This is a genomic window from Micromonospora sp. NBC_01796 (genome assembly GCF_035917455.1).
Taxonomy (GTDB): domain Bacteria; phylum Actinomycetota; class Actinomycetes; order Mycobacteriales; family Micromonosporaceae; genus Micromonospora_G.
In genome coordinates this window covers 4077100-4094791 of record NZ_CP109078.1, presented here as the reverse complement: position 1 = coordinate 4094791, position 17692 = coordinate 4077100, and the positions used below count along the sequence as shown (strand labels likewise).

General features: G+C 70.5%; 13 protein-coding genes. 7 read left to right on the top strand and 6 right to left on the bottom strand.

Features of this window, described 5'->3' with window-relative positions:
- Positions 1-37: 37 nt before the first annotated feature.
- Complete coding sequence (locus OIE47_RS18870) at positions 38-1696, bottom strand: alpha-amylase family protein (protein WP_326562795.1); 1659 nt, start codon at positions 1694-1696, stop codon at positions 38-40.
- Positions 1697-1837: 141 nt separating this feature from the next.
- Between OIE47_RS18870 and OIE47_RS18865 the strand changes: the two genes are divergently transcribed.
- The gene (locus tag OIE47_RS18865; protein WP_326562794.1) at positions 1838-2518 is read left to right on the top strand and encodes a DedA family protein; all 681 of its coding nucleotides are present in this window, start codon (positions 1838-1840) and stop codon (positions 2516-2518) included.
- A gap of 167 nt (positions 2519-2685) precedes the next feature.
- On the opposite strand, the gene OIE47_RS18860 is transcribed toward OIE47_RS18865, so the two are convergent.
- The 4 genes from OIE47_RS18860 to OIE47_RS18845 all read right to left on the bottom strand — a co-directional run bounded on the left by OIE47_RS18860 (position 2686) and on the right by OIE47_RS18845 (position 7011).
- Complete coding sequence (locus OIE47_RS18860) at positions 2686-4110, bottom strand: chitinase (RefSeq protein ID WP_326562793.1); 1425 nt, start codon at positions 4108-4110, stop codon at positions 2686-2688.
- A gap of 196 nt (positions 4111-4306) precedes the next feature.
- A complete protein-coding gene (locus OIE47_RS18855) occupies positions 4307-5734 on the bottom strand; it encodes a carbohydrate-binding protein (protein ID WP_326562792.1) in 1428 nt (475 codons plus the stop codon).
- Between the two features lie 88 nt (positions 5735-5822).
- A complete protein-coding gene (locus tag OIE47_RS18850) occupies positions 5823-6575 on the bottom strand; it encodes a YidC/Oxa1 family membrane protein insertase (protein WP_326562791.1) in 753 nt (250 codons plus the stop codon).
- 139 nt (positions 6576-6714) lie between these two features.
- Positions 6715-7011 (bottom strand): DUF6412 domain-containing protein, encoded by a 297-nt coding sequence (locus OIE47_RS18845; RefSeq protein ID WP_326562790.1) that lies wholly within the window; start codon positions 7009-7011, stop codon positions 6715-6717.
- A gap of 181 nt (positions 7012-7192) precedes the next feature.
- Here OIE47_RS18845 and OIE47_RS18840 point away from each other — a divergent pair, with 181 nt between their 5' ends.
- The 6 genes from OIE47_RS18840 to OIE47_RS18815 all read left to right on the top strand — a co-directional run bounded on the left by OIE47_RS18840 (position 7193) and on the right by OIE47_RS18815 (position 16440).
- Positions 7193-9085, top strand: a complete 1893-nt coding sequence (locus OIE47_RS18840; RefSeq protein ID WP_326562789.1) for a DUF1800 domain-containing protein — start codon at positions 7193-7195, stop codon at positions 9083-9085.
- A gap of 9 nt (positions 9086-9094) precedes the next feature.
- Positions 9095-10468: a DUF1501 domain-containing protein gene (locus OIE47_RS18835; protein WP_326562788.1), complete on the top strand. Its 1374-nt coding sequence runs from the start codon at positions 9095-9097 to the stop codon at positions 10466-10468.
- 444 nt (positions 10469-10912) lie between these two features.
- Positions 10913-12244 (top strand): carboxylate-amine ligase, encoded by a 1332-nt coding sequence (locus OIE47_RS18830; protein ID WP_326562787.1) that lies wholly within the window; start codon positions 10913-10915, stop codon positions 12242-12244.
- Between the two features lie 9 nt (positions 12245-12253).
- Positions 12254-13630, top strand: coding sequence for an FAD-dependent oxidoreductase (locus OIE47_RS18825; protein ID WP_326562786.1), 1377 nt, complete (start codon positions 12254-12256; stop codon positions 13628-13630).
- Between the two features lie 90 nt (positions 13631-13720).
- On the top strand, positions 13721-15145 hold the full coding sequence (locus OIE47_RS18820) for a WGR domain-containing protein (RefSeq protein WP_326562785.1): 1425 nt from the start codon (positions 13721-13723) through the stop codon (positions 15143-15145).
- Between the two features lie 101 nt (positions 15146-15246).
- On the top strand, positions 15247-16440 hold the full coding sequence (locus OIE47_RS18815) for a low temperature requirement protein A (protein ID WP_326562784.1): 1194 nt from the start codon (positions 15247-15249) through the stop codon (positions 16438-16440).
- Here OIE47_RS18815 and OIE47_RS18810 read toward each other — a convergent pair.
- Positions 16391-17590 carry a low temperature requirement protein A gene (locus OIE47_RS18810; RefSeq protein ID WP_326562783.1) on the bottom strand — a complete coding sequence of 400 codons (1200 nt, stop codon included), beginning with the start codon at positions 17588-17590 and terminating at the stop codon, positions 16391-16393. The two genes, OIE47_RS18815 and OIE47_RS18810, sit on opposite strands and share 50 nt — an antisense overlap.
- Between the last annotated feature and the right edge of the window lie 102 nt (positions 17591-17692).

Sequence of the window (17692 nt, the reverse complement as noted above, 5' to 3'; positions counted from 1 at the left end):
CCGGGAAAACCGACCCCGGTCCACACCTGAGGCGGGCTCAGCCCGGCAGGCCCTGGCCCCGGTGCAGCCGGATCCAGCGGTAGCCGTACCCGGCCACGGCCAGCGCGTCGAGTTTGCCGACCGGGGCGTACTCCTGGTCGGCGAGCACGTCACCGGGAAGTTCCGCCTCGGCGTACAGGTCACCGAGGTCGACGACCGCGTCGGTCGTACCGAGGTTGTGCAGGAAGAGCATCGTCCCGGTCGGTCCGTCGGCCCGGTGCGCGAGCACCCCCGGCGGCATCACCCGGTTGAGGTCCGTGCACCGGCCCGAGCCGACCTCCGGGGCCTCCCGCAGGGTACGGATCATCCGCTCGAACCAGGACAGCAACGAGCCCGGGTCGTGCCGCTGCTCGGTCACGTTGACCGTTTCGTAGCCGTACTCGCCGCCGGAGATGACCGGGCGGATCAGGTCCTCCGGCGCGGCCGTGGAGAACCCGGCGTTGGGCTGGAAGGACCACTGCATAGGGGTACGGATCGCGTCCCGGCCGTTCAGGGACAGGTCCTCCCCCATTCCGATCTCCTCGCCGTACCGGAGCACCGGCGTACCCCGCAGCGAGAACTGCAACGCGTACGCCAGCTCGATCCGCCGACGGTCGCCGCCGAGCATCGGGGCGAGCCGGCGGCGGATGCCCCGGCCGTAGAGGCGCATGCCCTCGTCCGGGCCGAACTGCTCGAACACCTGGTCGCGTTGCTCGGCGGTGAGCCGGGACAGGTCGATCTCGTCGTGGTTGCGCAGGAAGGTGGCCCACTGCCCGCCGTACGGGAGTTCGGGGGTGTCCCGGAGCGCCTCGATGATCGGCTCCGGGTCCTGCCGGGCCAGGGCGAGCACCAGGCGCCCGTTGAGCATGAAGTCGAAGAGCATGTGCAGCCGGTTGGCGGAGCCGCCCCGGTCGCCGAAGTAGTGCACGAGCTGGGCCGGTTCGACGTTCGCCTCGGCCAGGAGTACGGCGTCGGCCCGACGCCACTGGGCGTGTTGGCGCAGCTCGGTGATGAACTCGAAGTCCTTGGGTGAGTCCGGGTTCCCCGGCTCGGTCAGCTCGATGATGAACGGCACGGCGTCGATCCGGAATCCGGAGACCCCGAGTTGGAGCCAGAACGAGACGATCTTCTTGATCTCCTCGCGGACGGCCGGGTTGGCCATGTTCAGGTCCGGCTGGAACCGGTAGAACCGGTGGTAGTACCAGGCCTTCGCGGTCCGGTCGTAGCTCCACGTCTCGTCCTGCTCGCCGGGGAAGACCATGCCCTGCTTGCGGTCCGGCGGCGCCTGGTCCGACCAGACGTACCAGTCCCGGTACGGCGAGTCCGGCGACGACCGGGCCGCCTGGAACCACGGGTGCTGGTCCGAGGTGTGGTTCACCACCAGGTCGATGATCACCCGGATGCCCCGGTTCTGGGCCTGGTGCAGCAGTTCGGCGAAGTCGCCGAGGGTGCCGAAGCGCGGGTCGACGTTGTAGAAGTCGGTGGCGTCGTACCCGTCGTCCTTGTTCGGGGACGGGTGGATCGGGTGCAGCCACAGACAGGTGACCCCGAGCCGGGCCAGGTAGTCCAGCCGCCCGATCAGCCCACGCAGGTCACCGACCCCGTCGCCGTTCGTGTCCGCGTACGTGTCAATGTCGAGGCAGTAGACGACTGCCTCCGAATACCACCGGTCACCCATGCCCGACTGCCTTATCCGGTACGCCGTCCCGGCAAACGAACCCCTGGTCGGGCCCACGGGTGTAGATGTGGATCGAGATGGGTACGGGTTTGTCCAACCACCCGTCCGGCGGGTTGTAGGGCGACGGAGGGAGCGGTGTCGATGTTGGTTACCACCGAGGCGGAGCCGACCGAGATGGGCGGGCTGACCGGGTGGGTGGCCTCGGTCATCGACGCGCTGGGCCCGCTAGGGGTCGGCCTGCTGGTTGCCCTGGAGAACATCGTGCCGCCGGTGCCGAGCGAGATCGTGCTCGCCCTCGCCGGTTACCTGGCCGCCGAGGGCGGCGCCAACGTGTTCGTGATGGGGGTCGCGGCGACCACCGGTTCGGTGGTCGGTGCGCTCGCGCTCTACTGGGTCGGTGCGGCCCTGGGCGAGGAACGCCTCAAACGCTGGCTCGACCGGATACCGCTGGTGGACGCGGACGACCTGGACCGGGCCGACCGCTGGTTCGAGCGGTACGGGAGCTGGGCGGTGCTGCTCGGCCGGATGGTGCCGGTGGTACGCAGCCTCGTCTCGGTGCCGGCCGGCGCCAACCACATGCCGATCGGCCGGTTCCTGGCCTTGACCACGCTGGGCAGCGGTATCTGGAACTCGATCTTCGTCGGGCTCGGTTTCGCGCTCGGCTCGCGCTGGCAGCAGATCGACCGGTACAGCACCTGGTTCGACCTGGCGCTGCTCGCCGGATTTGTCCTCGTGGTCTCGTCCTGGGTGGTCAAGCGCCTGCGTCACCGCCGGTCCCGGCGCGACGAGAACGAGGACCGGGAACGCACGCCTGCCCGCTGAGACCGGGCCGGGACAAGTGGCCGATCGCCGTTGATCAGCCACTCGTCCCGCGCGCCCTGATGGCGGGCCCTGGGTGTCGGTGCCGTTCCGGCTGGGCCCCGGGGGCACCGGTCGTCAGTACCGGGCGGTGGTGGAGGTGAACTCCGTCGGCGCGGTCACGGAGGTCGTCACGGCAGCGTGGCCAGGTGCGGCTTGACCGTACGGGCGAAGTTGTTGCCGTTGGAGACGTCCCAGTTGATCGACCAGGTCATCGCGCCCCGGATGCCGGGGTAGGTGCGCGGCGGCACGAAGCTGCCGCAGTTGGTGGCCCGGGCGAGACAGTTGAGAGCCTGGTTGACCAGTGCCGGTGCGACGATCCCGCCGCCGGCCGCGCCGGGTCCGGCGGGCAGGCCGAGGGCCACCTGGTCCGGCCGGAGTCCGGCCTCGAGCTGCATGCAGGCGAGCGCGGTCATGAAGTTGACCGTCCCCTGGCTGTACGCGAACTGCTGGTCGCAGCCGAGCATCGAACCGGAGTTGTAGAACTGGGTGTGTACGACGGTGAGGATGTCCCGGATGTCCAGCGCGAGCTTGAAGTAGCCGACCGTCGGGGACTGCATGTCGATGGTCTGCGGTGCCATCGTGATGATCAGGTTCGCCCCGACCCTGCTCCGCAGGCTGCGCAACGCCTGCGCCATGTACGTCGGGTTGAGCCCGTTCTCCAGGTCGATGTCGACGCCGTCGAACCCGTACTGCTGGATCAGGCCGAAGACGCTGTTGCTGAAGTTGGTAGCGGAGGCGGCGTCGTTGACCGCCACCCGACCGGTCTCGCCGCCGACGGACAGGATCACCTTCTTGCCCCGCGAGTGCAGCGTCTGTACGTCGCTGGCAAAGTTGGCGTTGGCGTAGCCGCCGAGGGCGCTGGACAGGCCGGGGTCGATCCCGAAGGTGACCGCGCCGGGGGTGCTGGTGGCCTCGGCGAAGGCGACCGCTACCAGGTCGTACTCGTTCGGTACGTCGCGCAGCCGCAGCTCGACCGCCGGGTTGTCGAAGTTGTGCCAGTACCCGGTGAGGAAGTGCTTCGGCAGCGGGGAGTTCGGCGGCGGGGTGACCGGCGGGGTGGTGGTGGGTGGCGGAGTGGTCGGCGGGCGGGTGGTGGGCGGGGTGGTCGGTGGTGTGGTGGGCGGGGTGGTCGGCGGGCGGGTGGTCGGCGTGGTGCCGCCGCCGCAGGCCGTGCCGTTCAACGTGCAGTTGCCGGGGCTGCCCGGACCGCTGGCCACGAACCCGAACGACGCCGACGCGCCCGGGGCCAGGTTCCCGTTCCAGGATCGGTTGGTGAAGGTGAAGCGCTGGCCGGACGAGGTCATCAGCGCGTCCCAGAACGTCCCGACGGTGGTGCCGGCGGGCAGGTCGAAGGCCAGGCTCCAGGACGGGATGGCGGTCGTACCACCGTTGGTGATGGTGTACTTCCCCTCCCAGCCGGAGCCCCAGTCGGAGGTCTTCACGAAGGTCGCGGTCGGGCCGGCGGCGAACGCCGGCATCGCCACCCAGACAGCCCCGAACGCCGCCACCAGCGACGCGATCAGGGACAGGAGCACAGTTCTGGAGCGCTTCACACAGTCCTCCACGCCATCAAGCCATCGGCAACCATCAACAGTTGGCCAATTATTAAGACTCTTAACTGTTGCTGTCCAGACCCCACCCCCGGATAGCGCCGATCTTGCAGTTGTGGCGCCGAACAAAAGCCTCTAAAGGCGCATCGTGGCCACCACAACTGCAAGATCGACGGGGGGATGGGTGGGGCGGGGAGGGTCAGCGGCGGAAGGTTAGCCAGTTGATGTTGGCGAAGTCGGCCGGCTGGCCGCTGGTGAAGGTGAGGTAGACGGTGTGGCGGCCGGTGGTGGGGGTGATGTTGCCGGGGACCGAGCGCCAGGTTTGCCAGCCGCCGGTGTTGGCGAGGGCGAAGCTGCCGATCGGCGGGTTGGTCGGGCTGTCCAGGCGTACCTCGACCAGGCCGCTCACCCCACCGGCGGCACCGGAGGCGACCCGGGCCACGAAGTCACGCGCCGGGGTGGTGCCGAAGTCGATGTTGTCGTACCGGGCCCAGTCACCCGAGGCCAGGTGGCTCAGGTTCTGCCCGCCCTCGCTGCACGCCTCGACCTGTACGCCGTTCTGCCCGTTGTACGCCTCGGCCTGGATCGTCGAGTACGCGCTGCCGCCACCACCGGGCGGCGGGGTGGTCGGCGACGTGGGCGGCGGGGTCGTGGGCTGGGTGCCACCGCCCCGGCTCCACACCGCCACGTAGTCGACCAGCATCGGCCGGCCCGAGACGGTTGCCGCGGTCGGCGTGGTGGCACCGGCGACCCCGTTCGGGAACGAGCCGCCCATCGCGACGTTGAGCAGCAGGAAGTAGCCGGCGTGGCTGGTCATGTTGTTCCAGTACGGCTGGCCGACCTGGTTCTGGGTGACCGTGTGGAACTGCTGGCCGTCGACGTACCAGCGCAGTTGCTGCGGGTTCGAGCCGCTGTCCCACTCGAAGCGGTACGTGTGGAACGCCGACTGGCAGGTGCTGCCGGGGCAGGCCCGGTTGGTGCCGATGCCGTTGAACTCGTTGCACGGCCCGCCCGGTGCGACCCCGCAGTGCAGTACGCCCCAGACCGAGTTGATCCCGTTGACGTTCTCCATCACGTCGAACTCGCCGATGCCCGGCCAGTTCTGGTAGTTGCCCCGGTACGGCGCACCGAGCGCCCAGAACGCCGGCCAGTAGCCGGCCGCCGCGGCACCGGTCACGTTCGGCATCTGGATCCGGCCCTCGATGGCGAGCACACCACCGGCCGGCGGCTTGAAGTTGGTCCGTACGGTCTCGATCCGGGACGAGGTCCACTGGCCGTTGGCACCGCGGATAGGGGTGATCCGCAGGTTGCCGCCGCCGTCGTGGCTGACGTTGGCGGTGCTGTTGGTGTAGGTCTGGATCTCGCCGGTGCCCCAGTTCGCGGGTCCGCCGGGGTAGCTGGTCCCGGTGTCGATGATCCAGTTGCCGGTCGACGGGAGGGTGTTGGCGGCGCCGTTGAAGTCGTCGCTCCACACCAGACTCCAGCCGGGCGGGGTCGGCGGTACGGCGGCGCGGGCGGTCACCGAGACCGTGCTCACCACGGTGACGATCGTGGTGAGCACGGCCAGCAGCAGGAGTCTGCGGCGTCTCGGTGCGATTCCGGCCGGGGCCGGGACGGTGCTGGTCATGATGTTGGCCTCTCTACGGGACGGGTGAGAGAGCGCTCTCTCTCCGGTTGTACGTCCCGGACTCACTCATGTCAACGTTTGTCGATGTCTAGGTGGTCGCCACCGCTGCCTGCGGCCGGCGCAGCACCGCCCGTTCGAGTGCCGTCCAGGCGGTGGTGGTGACCAGGTAGAGCACCGCCGCCAGCGGCAGCACCAGGGCGGCCAGCACGGTTCCGTACGGCAGCAGCGGCAGGATCCGGGTCAGCACGGCGGCGCCGGGCATTTCCGTACCGCCCGGCTGCTGGGCGGCGGCGGCCACCGCGGCGTCCCGACGCATCCGCCGGGACGTCCACCACGCCAGGACCAGCAACAACACCAGGAGTACGCCGAACAGCGGCCCCGCCGCACCGCCCAGCCCGTCCGCGACGTGGTGCCCGAGCGGCACCCCGGCCAGCCGCTCGGCGAGCATCCCCGCTCCCCCGTCGTCCGATCCGGCGGCGGTGAAGAGGTGGTACATGACCACGAAGAACGGCACCTGCAGCAGCCCCGGCAGGCAACCCGCGACCGGACTCGCCCCGGCGTCCCGGTACAGCGTGACCATCTCCTGCTGCAACCGGGCCCGGTCCTTGCTGTAGCGCCGCTGGAGTTCGCGAATCTGCGGGGCGAGTTCGGCACGGCGCCGCTCGCCGCGTACCTGGGCCCAGGTCAGGGGCGTGATCAGTAGCCGTACGGCGATGGTGAAGAGCACAACGGCGGCGGCGGTCGCAGCGGTGCCGGCCAGTGGCGCGACCGCCGTGGCGAGCGCGTCGAGGACGGTGGCGGCGACGCCGACGGCGCCGTCGAGTGGTGCGAAGGCAAACATGGTGAACCCCTCGGTCCGATTCCGGGAAGGCACGGCACCGGGTGCGTGTGGTCAGCACCGGGTGCGGAGCCTGGAGAGAACGTCCGATGTGGACGGTGAAGGACGGAACCGGCCGCGTGGCGGCGGGGAGGTGAAGCCGCTACGCGGCCGAGAGGAGCACCGTCGGTGCTCGGGGACGGGGCCGACCGGCCGCGTCCGGGTCGAGCTGGCGGGGAACACGCGCCCGGCGCGCCCGGTCCCGGATGGTCAGCCCACGGGTGGCCGCACCGGCCGTCCCGTGTGGGCCGCTGACCAGGTGCAGGGCGATCGCGACCGCCAGCAGGGTGGCCACCGCCACCGCACCGGCGAGCAGCTCGGACGGGCGGGTGGCCACCGTGGCGACGTGCGCGAGGGCGTACGCCCACCAGCTCACGACGACCATCAGCGACTCCGGCACCGGCCCAGTGTAGCCACCCGCGCCACCCCACCGGACGTGTCCCGCCACGGTTCCTTTGGTACGGCTTAACAATCCGCCTCGATGGTTGAGCGACAACTCGGAGGCTGGCTAGGGTGCGCCTGGGGCGCTGGCTGCCGGACGCCCGACCCAACCCCCGGATCGACGAAGAGGTGCGCCCAGAATGGCCGAGCGGGAACAGTCGGGCCCGGCGGAGCGCGACGGCCGGGCGGCCGGAGTGGGAGCCCCCAACGGGGAGTCCCGGCACCGGGCACCGGCGCGGCGGGACACCGGCACCGGCGAACGCCGGGGCGCGACCAACCGCCTGGCCCCGGTGCTCGGCACGATGGCCCGGGCCGCCCGAGCCGGCGAACCGGCCCTGTTCAACCTGCTGCGCAACCGCCGCCAGGTGGTCATCGGGCTCGGCGCCGCCGCGGTCGCCACCGGCGCGGTCGGCTCGGCTGCCGCCGTACTCGGTGGGGGTGGTGGGATCGCCGCGGCCGTGAGCGACCAGGCCACCTCGACCCGGTCGCCCCGGGACGCGGGATCCTTCGCCGACCGCGACGCCAGCTACAGCCAGTCGCTCGGGGAGTCGATCAACTTCGGCGCAACCGGGCTGGCCGAGACCCCGGCCAAGGCCGCCGAGGCGGCCCTGAAAGCGACCCCGGTCTTCCCCAACCCGCTCAGCCGCGACCCGGTCCTGCACCTGCTGCGCCGGGCCACCTTCGGACCGACCCGGACCGAGGCGGACGCGATCCGGGCCGTCGGCATCGACGCCTGGATCGACCGGCAGCTCGAACCGGGCAGGGTCGAGGACCCGATCGGCGACCAGGTGCTCGCCTCGTTCCCCACCGTCGGCATGTCGACCGCGCAGATCAGGCGTGCGGTCAAGGAGTTCGACTGGGCCGCCCAGTACGAGCTGGGGCACGCCACCCTGGCCCGCCAGTTCTGGAGCAGCCGCCAGCTCTTCGAGGTGATGGTCGACTTCTGGTCCAACCACCTGAACGTGACGAACCCGTTCGACGGCGGCTGGGACGTACGGACCTCGTTCGACAGTCAGGTGATCCGCAAGCACGCCCTCGGCAAGTTCTCCGACATGCTCGCCGCCAGCGCCCGCAACCCGGCGATGCTTCGTTACCTGAACAACAACGAGTCGCACCGCAGGTCGGTCAACGAGAACTACGGCCGGGAGCTGCTGGAGCTGCACACGGTCGGGATCGACGGCGGCTACACCGAATCCGACGTACGCAACAGCGCGTACATCATGACGGGCCGGACCGTGACGAACGAGGGCGAGTTCCGGTACGAGAACGACCGGCACTGGATCGACCCGGTCAAGGTCCTCGGCTTCACCGACAAGAACCCGTCCCGCCCCAAGGGACTCGCACTCGGCGACCGCTACCTGCAATACCTGGCCACCCACGAGGCGACGGCGAAGAACATCGCCCGCAAACTGGCGGTCCGGTTCGTCGCCGACACCCCGCCGCATCACCTGGTGCAGCGGCTGGCCGAGGCGTACCTGGCCAACGGGACGGCGATCGCCCCGGTGCTGCGGGTGCTGTTCCGCTCGCAGGAGTTCTGGATCTCCACCGGGCTCAAGGCCCGCCGTCCGCTGGAGAACTTCGTCGCCACCGCCCGCTCGCTCGGCGTGGCACCCGGCGCGGACACCCGGGCCGGGATCGAGGGGCTCTACCGGCTCACCCAGCGGTTCGGGCAGCCGCCGCTGGGCTGGGTGCCGCCGAACGGCTACCCCGACGTGGCGGCGGCCTGGCGCTCGGCGCACGCCACCCTGGCCATCTGGAACAGCCACCGGGCCCTGGTGCAGGGCGCGCAGAAGGGGTTGTCGTACCCGAAGCCGGAGGGGCTGGTGGGCAAACGGCCGCCCACCACCGGCCAGTACCTGGACGCCCTCGCCGCCCGGTTGCTGCAGCAGCCGCTCACCGCCAAGGACAAGCAGGCGATGCTGACCTTCCTCGGCTCGAAGGAGGGTACGGCGGTCAAGAACGCCACCCTCGGCGGCAAGATCGAACACCTGGCCCCGCTGTTCCTCGACTCGATCTACCACGCGCTGCGCTGAGGAGAGACCATGACGCAGGACAACTCTCCCGGTACGCGCGACGACGTCGCGCCGCGTCCGCGTACGGCCGAGGAGCTGCGCCGGCACGGGCCGAACCTGCCCGAGGCGGCGATCCGGGTGCACGCCGAGGCGGTCACCGAGGAGCTGACCGGGCAGCGCGACCGCTGGCGGCACGGCTTCACCCGGCGCCGGGTGATGGCCGGTGCCGGTGCGGTCGGCGTGGCCAGTCTCGCCGGCCAGATCGCCACCACCCGGGTCGCGTTCGGTGCGCCGGCCACCACCAACCGCACCCTGGTGGTGGTCTTCCTGCGCGGCGGCATGGACGGCCTCTCCGTGGTGGTGCCGCGCGGTGACCGGAACTACCTCAACGCCCGCCGCAACATCGCGGTGCAGCCCGGCGCCCTGATCGCCGGGGACGACCGGTTCGGCCTGCACCCGGCCCTCGCGCCACTGGAACCGTTCTGGAAGTCGGGCAAGATGGCCGCCGTCCACGCGGTCGCCTCGCCCGACGCCAGCCGCAGCCACTTCCAGGCGCAGGACTGCCTGGAACGCGGCGCCGCCTCGACCGGCGTACACACCGGCTGGCTGGACCGGGTCCTGACCGCACTCGGTCCGGGCACCACGTTCCGGGCCATCGCCGAGGGCGCGGCGCTGCCCCGCTCGCTGGTCGGCGGCGAGAACAAGCTGGTGCTCCAGGGCATCCGCGAGTTCGACCTGCAGGGCTTCAGCGGCGTACGGGCGAGCACGCTGACCGCGCTGAAGGCGCTCTACACCGGCTTGGACGACCACCCGCTGGCGACCCAGGCGACCGAGACCCTGGCGTCGATCGCGGCTGCCCGCAAGATCGCCAGCAAGGACTACAGGTCGACGGCGCAGTGGCCGGGCGGTGGCTTCGCCGACCAGCTACGCGACGTGGCCCGGCTGATCAAGGCGAAGGTGGGGCTGCGGGTGGCAGCGGTCGACATCGGCGGCTGGGACATGCACACCAACATCGGCGGGCCCGACGGCGGCGACATGCGCAACCGGTTGAACGAGCTGGCCGGGGCGCTCGGCGCCTTCGCGACCGACCTGGGCCCGGCGCTGGACGACGTCTCGGTGGTCACCATGAGCGAGTTCGGCCGCCGGGTCGAGGCGAACGGCAGCTCCGGCACCGACCACGGGCACGGCGGGCTGATGCTGATGCTCGGTGGCGGGATGAACGGCGGCAAGGTGCACGGCCGATGGCCGGGGCTCGCCGCCTCGGCCCTGGACCAGGGCGACCTGGCCGGCGCCAACGACTACCGCGACGTGCTGACCGAGCTGCTCAAGACCCGGATGGGCGTGGCCGACCCGAAGACCATCTTCCCCGGCCTCAAGCCCCGGGAGATCGGGGTCTTCCGCTAGCCGACCGAGCGCCGGTGCGCCCCCGGTCCTGCGCCGCCGGTCCCGCGCCGCCGGTCCTGCGCCGCCGGTCCTGCGCCCGGCCCATGCACCCCGGTCCTGCGCCCCCGGCCGCCCTCGCCATGCAGCCACTTCCCTACGGTGCGTAGTGCCACTGAAAGTGGCAACGCAATTTTTCTCTACATACCCAGACGGGTATTCACATCATCTTTGATGTACGTCCTGATCGACTATCCGCTCCGGGCCAGCTACTTACGCCCGAATTGAACCCTTCATGCCTACGGGTGGTCGGTCCACACCCCGATCGTGCCCGGAGACTCGCTGGTCGGGTCCGGAGTGCGTGGCGCCACGCCGATTCGGCGTTTTCCGGAGCGACTGCGCTGGGTAACGAGGTCGGTAGGCGCCGATCTCGGCGCGACGGCAACCGATGGACGGCGGGTGGTGGCGATGGCCGGCAGCGTGGCGATGGCCCAGGGCGCAACGGTTCCCGAGGGCACGGCCAGCCAGGGCACGACAGTTTCCCAAGGCACGGCCAGCCAGGGCACGACAGTTTCCCAAGGCACGGCCAGCCAGGGCACGACGGACGGGGAGGGCACGGCGGACCGGGAGGGCGCGGCAGCCCGGGGCGGTGCCGTCCCGGAGACGGCCGGACAACCGGCGCCGGCCGGGGTGGCCGGACTGCGTACGGTCGGGGTCGAGGAGGAGTTCCTGCTCGTGGACCCGGAGACCGGGCAGGGCGTACCCGCGGTGGACCGGGTGTTCGAGCACGTGCCGGACGACCTGCGGGGGCAGGTGCAGCACGAGTTCCAGACCAGCCAGATCGAGATCGGCAGCCCGCCTGGACTGGAACTGGGCGCTCTGCGGCACTCGCTCGGGCTGCTCCGCGCAGGGCTCGCCGGGGCGGCCGACGCTGCCGGCGTACGCCTGGTCGCGGTCGGCGCCGGGCTGGTCGACGGACCGATACCACCGGTGTTCGACAACCCCCGGTTCCACCGGATGGTGGAGCAGTTCGGTCCGCTGGTCGACGGCCCCGGCAACAACGGGATGCACGTGCACGTCGGCATCCCCGACCCCGAGACCGGGGTGCAGGTCCTCAACCACCTGCGGCCGTGGCTGCCGATCCTGCACGCCGTGACCACCAACTCGCCGTTCCACAACGGCCAGGACACCGGGTACGCGAGCTGGCGTTCGGTGCTCTGGGAGCGCTGGCCCTCGGTCGCGCCCACCCCCTGGCTGGAGTCGTACGCGCACTACCAGTGGCTGGTCGACCAGCTCGTGGCGACCGGCATGCTCCTCGACGAGGGAATGGTCTACTGGTACGCCCGCCTCTCCGCCCACTATCCGACGGTGGAGATCCGGATCGGTGACGTGTGCCCGAGTCTGGACGACACCATCCTGGTGGCGGGGCTGGTCCGGTCGCTGGTCGGCACCGCGCTGACCGACATCGAGCAGGGCCGGGAACCGATCCGGATCGATCACCACCTGCTCACCGCCGCGCACTGGCGGGCGGCGCACGACGGACTGGACGGCCTCGCCGTCGACCCGGTACGCGGCGGCACCCTGCCGGCCTGGCAACTCCTGGACAGGCTGGTCGAGAAGGTGACCCCGGAGCTGGAGCGGCACGGTGACCTGTCGGAGATCTCCGACCTGCTGGACCGGCTGCGCAAGGAGGGCACCGGCGCAACCCGGCAGCGGGCGGCGTACGCGCGCCGGGGTGAACTCTCCGACGTTGTCGCCGACCTTGCGCGGCAGACCCGCGGCGACGCCTTCGAGCGGTGACAATAAGCCATGGCTGATCGGCTGATCGTGATCGGTGGGGATGCGGCAGGGATGTCCGCCGCATCCCAGGCACGGCGTCGGCGGGACCGGGACGACCTGGAGATCATCGCGTTCGAGCGGGGACACTTCACGTCGTACTCGGCCTGCGGCATCCCGTACTGGATCAGCGGGCTGGTCGAGTACGAGGAGTTGATCACCCGCGATCCGGAGACGCACCGCAGGGACCACCAGATCGACGTCCGGATCCGGCACGAGGTCACCGAGATCGACCTGGAGCGCCGCGAGGTGGTCGCGCGGGACCTGGAGAACGGCGGGCGCGAGGTCCGGGAGGGCTTCGACGACCTGGTGTACGCGGCCGGGGCGGTGCCGACCGTTCCCCACTGGGCGCGTACCGAAGCGGGCGGGGTGTTCGGGGTGCAGACCCTGGACGACGGCAAGGCCCTGCGCCAATGGCTGGACGGTGACCCGAAACCGAAGCGGGCCGTGGTGATCGGCGGCGGCTACATCGGCGTCGAGATGGCCGAGGCGATGATCGAACGCGGGCTCTCGGTGATCCTGGTCGAGCGGGGCGAGCAGCCGATGTCGACCGTCGACCCGGACATGGGCCGGCTGGTCCGCGACGCCCTGGTCGGGCTCGGCATCGACGTCCGTACCGGGGTGGACATCACCGGGCTCACCACCGAACAGGGCCGGGTCACCGGCGTACGGACCGACGACACCACGATCCCGGCGGACGTGGTCGTGCTCGGCACCGGCGTACGGCCGAACGTCCGGCTCGCCGCCGAGGCCGGGCTGCCGATCGGCCCGACCGGCGGGATCCGTACCGACCTGCGGATGCGGGTCATCGGCGTACCCGGGGTCTGGGCGGCCGGCGACTGTGTCGAGACGCTGCACAAGACGACCGGCCAACCGGTGTACGTCCCGCTGGGCACCCACGCCAACAAGCAGGGCCGGGTGGCCGGCATCAACATCGGCGGCGGGTACGCCACCTTCCTCGGCGTGGTCGGCACCGCCGTAACCAGGGTGTGCGACCTGGAGGTGGCCCGGACCGGCCTGCTGGAGCCGGAGGCCCGGATTGCCGGGTTCGAGTTCATCACGGTCACCGTGGAGTCGACCAACACCGCCGGGTACTTTCCCGACGCCGCCCCGATGACGGTCAAGCTGACCGCGGAGCGGGGCACCGGACGGCTGCTCGGCGCGCAGATCGTCGGCCGGTCCGGTTCGGCGAAGCGGATCGACACCCTGGCCGTGGCGCTGTGGAACAAGATGACGGTGGACGAGATGTCGATGCTCGACCTCGGTTACGCACCGCCGTACTCCCCGGTCTGGGACCCCGTCCTGGTCGCGGCCCGCAAGGCGGTCGACAAGCTGCACCCCCTGCGCTGACTTTGTCGGTCCCCGTCTCTACGGTGTGGTCGGTCGATGCGCCCGGTGCCCCCGCCGGCGCCAGTCACGCCACCCCGGAGGTAACGGCCGATGCCGCAGGAGACGACGTATCTCGAGCTGTCCGAGACCGACGGCGCCTCGCACAAGTTCTACGAGGTGACCGTCGACGGACCGGACCTGACGATCCGGTACGGCCGGATCGGCGACACCGGGCAGGTCAAGCGGAGCAGTTTCGCCAGTGAGGAACGGGCCCGCCAGGAGGCGTCCCGCAAGGTCGGCGAGAAGGTACGCAAGGGTTACGCCCCGGCCGTGGCTGGGCAGCGGCAGAAGCGCGGCGTCTCGCGCCGCCAGATCGCCAGTGTCCGGTCCACCGCCCGGCGGGCCCCGGTGCTGTGGCGTTACGACTCCGGCGCACCGGCGTTCGGCATCTTCGTCGACCGGTACGGCTGCCTGGTCGGCAACGAGCACGGGGTGATCACCGCGTTGAACCACGACGCCGAGGTGATGCAGCAGTACCGGCTGCCGGACGGGGTGAAGTGCATCGTCGCCGACGACGACTGGCGGTACGCCGGCTGCGACGACGGCAACGTGTACGACATCTCCGGCAAGGTGCCCCGACTGGCGTACCGCATCGCCGACGACATCGACATCTACTGGTTGGACATCCACGACGGGGTGCTCGGTGTCTCCGATTCCGGCGGCGGGATCGCCAGCATCGACCACGAGGACGAGTTCCTCTGGCGGCGGCAGGGCAACGGGTCGTCCGGTTGGATGGTCCGCTGCGACGCGGACGCCGTACATCACGGGCACTCCCGCGGGGTGACCAGCTACGACTGGCGTACCGGTCGCGAGGTGTGGCACCAGTCCACCGGGGCGGTGCTGTTCGGCTGGCAGGAGCCGGACAGCCTCTACGCGGGCACCGCCACCAACCAGGTGGCCCGGTTGAGCAAGACCGGCCAGTTCGAGCGGACCTACCGCTGCGACGCCCCGGTCTACTCCTGCGCCACCTCGGCCGACGGCGAGTTCGTCTTCGCCGGGGACAGCCACTCGTCGATCTACTGCTTCGACGCCGCCGGCAACCGGCTGTGGAAGCTCGGCACCGGGTGCGGGTCGGCCTACTCGATGCAGTACCACGAGCAGCGGCTCTACCTGGTCACCACCAGCGGGACGCTGGCCTGCGTCGACGCGAGCGAGGCGGCGATCCGGGCGGCCGAGCAGGGCACCGTGCCGACCGTGGTGGACGTGAAGGCGCCGCCCCGGATGCCGGCCGTGCCGGTGTCGACCACGGTCGAGGTGACCCACGACGCGGGCGACGGGGTCCTGGTGGAGTGCGTCGAGGAGGGCGGGCGGCTGCGTATCCACGTACTCTCGCCGGGTTTCCGGCGGGACTGGCTGGTGCAGTTCCCGAAGGGCATCCGGGAGCCGCGGGCCCGCTATCTGGTCCCGGAGGTCCGGGAGTCCGGCCGGGGCGGCTTCTACCGGGCGTACGGAGACATCCGCCGTCTGAGCGACTAGCCGATCCCCCAGCCCGGACCGGTTCGCCCCACACCGACACTCTTCTCCCCTTATGGTCGGGTTGCTGGGACGGCGGCGGACCGGACGGGCGGGGGTGGTCGATGGCGACGGATGGCAGCACCGAGGCGGAGACGTCCGCGCAGGAAGCGGAACGGCCGGCGTTCCTGGAACTCTTCTTCGACCTGGTCTACGTCTTCGCGCTGCTCTCGCTCGCCGACAAGCTGGTGAACCGGATGACCTGGGCGGTGGCCGGTCAGGTCCTGGTGCTGCTGCTGGCGTTCGCACTGATCTGGGTGCTGACCGCGTGGACGGGCAGCACGGCCGACCTGAGCCGGCCGATGGCCCAGCCGCAGGTAATCTGGGCGATGGCCGGCAGCCTGCTGCTGGCGGCCACGGTGCCCGACGCGTACGGCAGCCGTGGTCTGTTGTTCGCGATCACCTACGTGCTGATCCACATCGGGTCGATCCTCTACAACCTGAGCACGGGCGGGCCCGGCCCGGAGCTGATGGATTCCCGTCGCTGGGTCCTCCTCTGGGAGGGTGTCGCCGGGATCGGCTGGATCGTCGGCGGTCTGCTCACCGGTACGGCCCGAGGCGTGCTCTGGGCGGTGGCGGTCGGAATCGAGTACACCGGTGTCGTGCTCGGCTGGCCCGGCCTCCCGTTACGCGGTCCCCACCCGCCACGGAGACGGCGGCTGGCCGGGGAGCGGCTGGCCGAGCGCTACCGGAGGTTCGTCATCATCGCGCTCGGAACATCGATCTTCGTGGCCGGCTCCTCCTTCAGCGAGCCGAGGACGCAACGCATCGACCAGGCATGGTCGCTCGTGGTCGTCTTCGTGATCACGGTGCTGATGTGGCGGATCTACATCTACCGCGCCGGTGAGATGATGACCGTCGCCGTCGCCCGGTCGGACGACCCGTCCCGGCTGAGCCAGTTCACCGCGGTCGCTCACCTGATCATGGTGGCCGGGATCGTCGGTACGGCCGCCGCGGGGCAGTTCGTCATCGAGCACCCCTTCGAGGAGACCCCGGCGCCCTGGGCGGCGTCCATCCTCGGCGGGTCGGCCCTGTTCCTGATCGGCCGCGGAATGCTCGACTACATCGTGTTCCGCCGGGTGTCCCGGTCCCGGCCGGTCGGCCTGGTCCTGCTCGGCGCGGCGGCCCCCGTGGTCCAGTTGCTTTCGATGATCGAGACGGCCCTCCTGGTCATGGTCATCCTGTGCCTGATCGCGGTGGCGAACCTCGTCATGAACCGGGCCCACCCGCGCTCCCCGACGCCGCCGGTACTGGGCTGATCCGCCGGGCCGCCGTCTCGACGAGCAGGGTCAGCAGCAGGACCAGGTTGGCCACGATGGTGATGGCGAGCGGCGACAGGAGCGGCATCGCCGGCCCGATGGCGCCGAGTACGACTATCGCGATCGCACGGGACCAGAGGATCCCGCCGGTCACCACAAAGTCGAAGAGGCAGCCGCCGAGCAGGAACAGCGCGGGTCCGCCCAGGATCATGACGATCCAGTTCGTGGGGGCTTCGCCGAACGGGCGTCCGATGACGAGGATGTTGCCGGCCGACATGACCACGACCCCCGCCACCATGACCAGGTGGGTGTACGAGGTGGAGGTGCCGGACCGGACCCGCTCCACCAGGGCGACGTTGTGCGGCGCCAACAACTGCCGCACCCGGTGGAAGTACATCTGGAACAGCAGCACCGCGCTGGCGAACGCCACCGCGCAGGCCACCACGCGGCCTGCCTCGTAATCGCTGGCCGAGAGCTGTATCCCGATGGTCAGGATCAGTTCGCCGAGCGCGATGATGCAGATCTCCCGGTGCCGCTCGGCGAGGTGGGTGCCGGTGAAGATCTGGCTGGCGAGTTCCGTCCGCCCGAGTCTCGGCGTGGGCCAGCCGATCCGGGCCGAGCCGAGGTCCAGCGCCACCGCGACGGCCCACAGCACCAGCCGGGCCGAGCCGTCGACCAGCACACCGGCCACCCAGAGCGGGCCGGTGACGCCGAACCAGAAGAAGACCCGGATACTCCGGGCCTGGATCGCCCGGTTCACCCGGGTGCCGGGGATCAGCACCGCGTCCCGCACGATATGGATGCCGAAGTAGCCGACGACGAAGATCCATCCCTGCTCGCCGAACGCCCGTGGTGTGGTGACCGCCATGACCAGGGTGCCGAACATGACCAGCAGGACGGTGGCCTGGATGATCGGCAGCTGCGGGTTGAACAGGTCGGTCAGCCACGCGGTCAGCACCCAGACCCACCACACGGCGAGCAGCACCACCGCCATCTGCGCCCCGGTGGTCGGGGTGGGATCGGCGGCCAGGGCTCCCGCGATCCGGGAGAAGATGAAGATGTAGACCAGGTCGAAGAAGAGTTCCAGGAACGTCGGGTACTTGGGCTCGTCACCCTTGCGGAGGATCCGGGGTAGCGGGCTCGACGTCACGGCGTACGCCTCCTAGGCACGCCGGACCGGAAGAGGAGGCGCTGGCACCCTGGCTGTCTTGGTATCACTCCGAACATACAAAATCCGGCGTGATCAGACAGC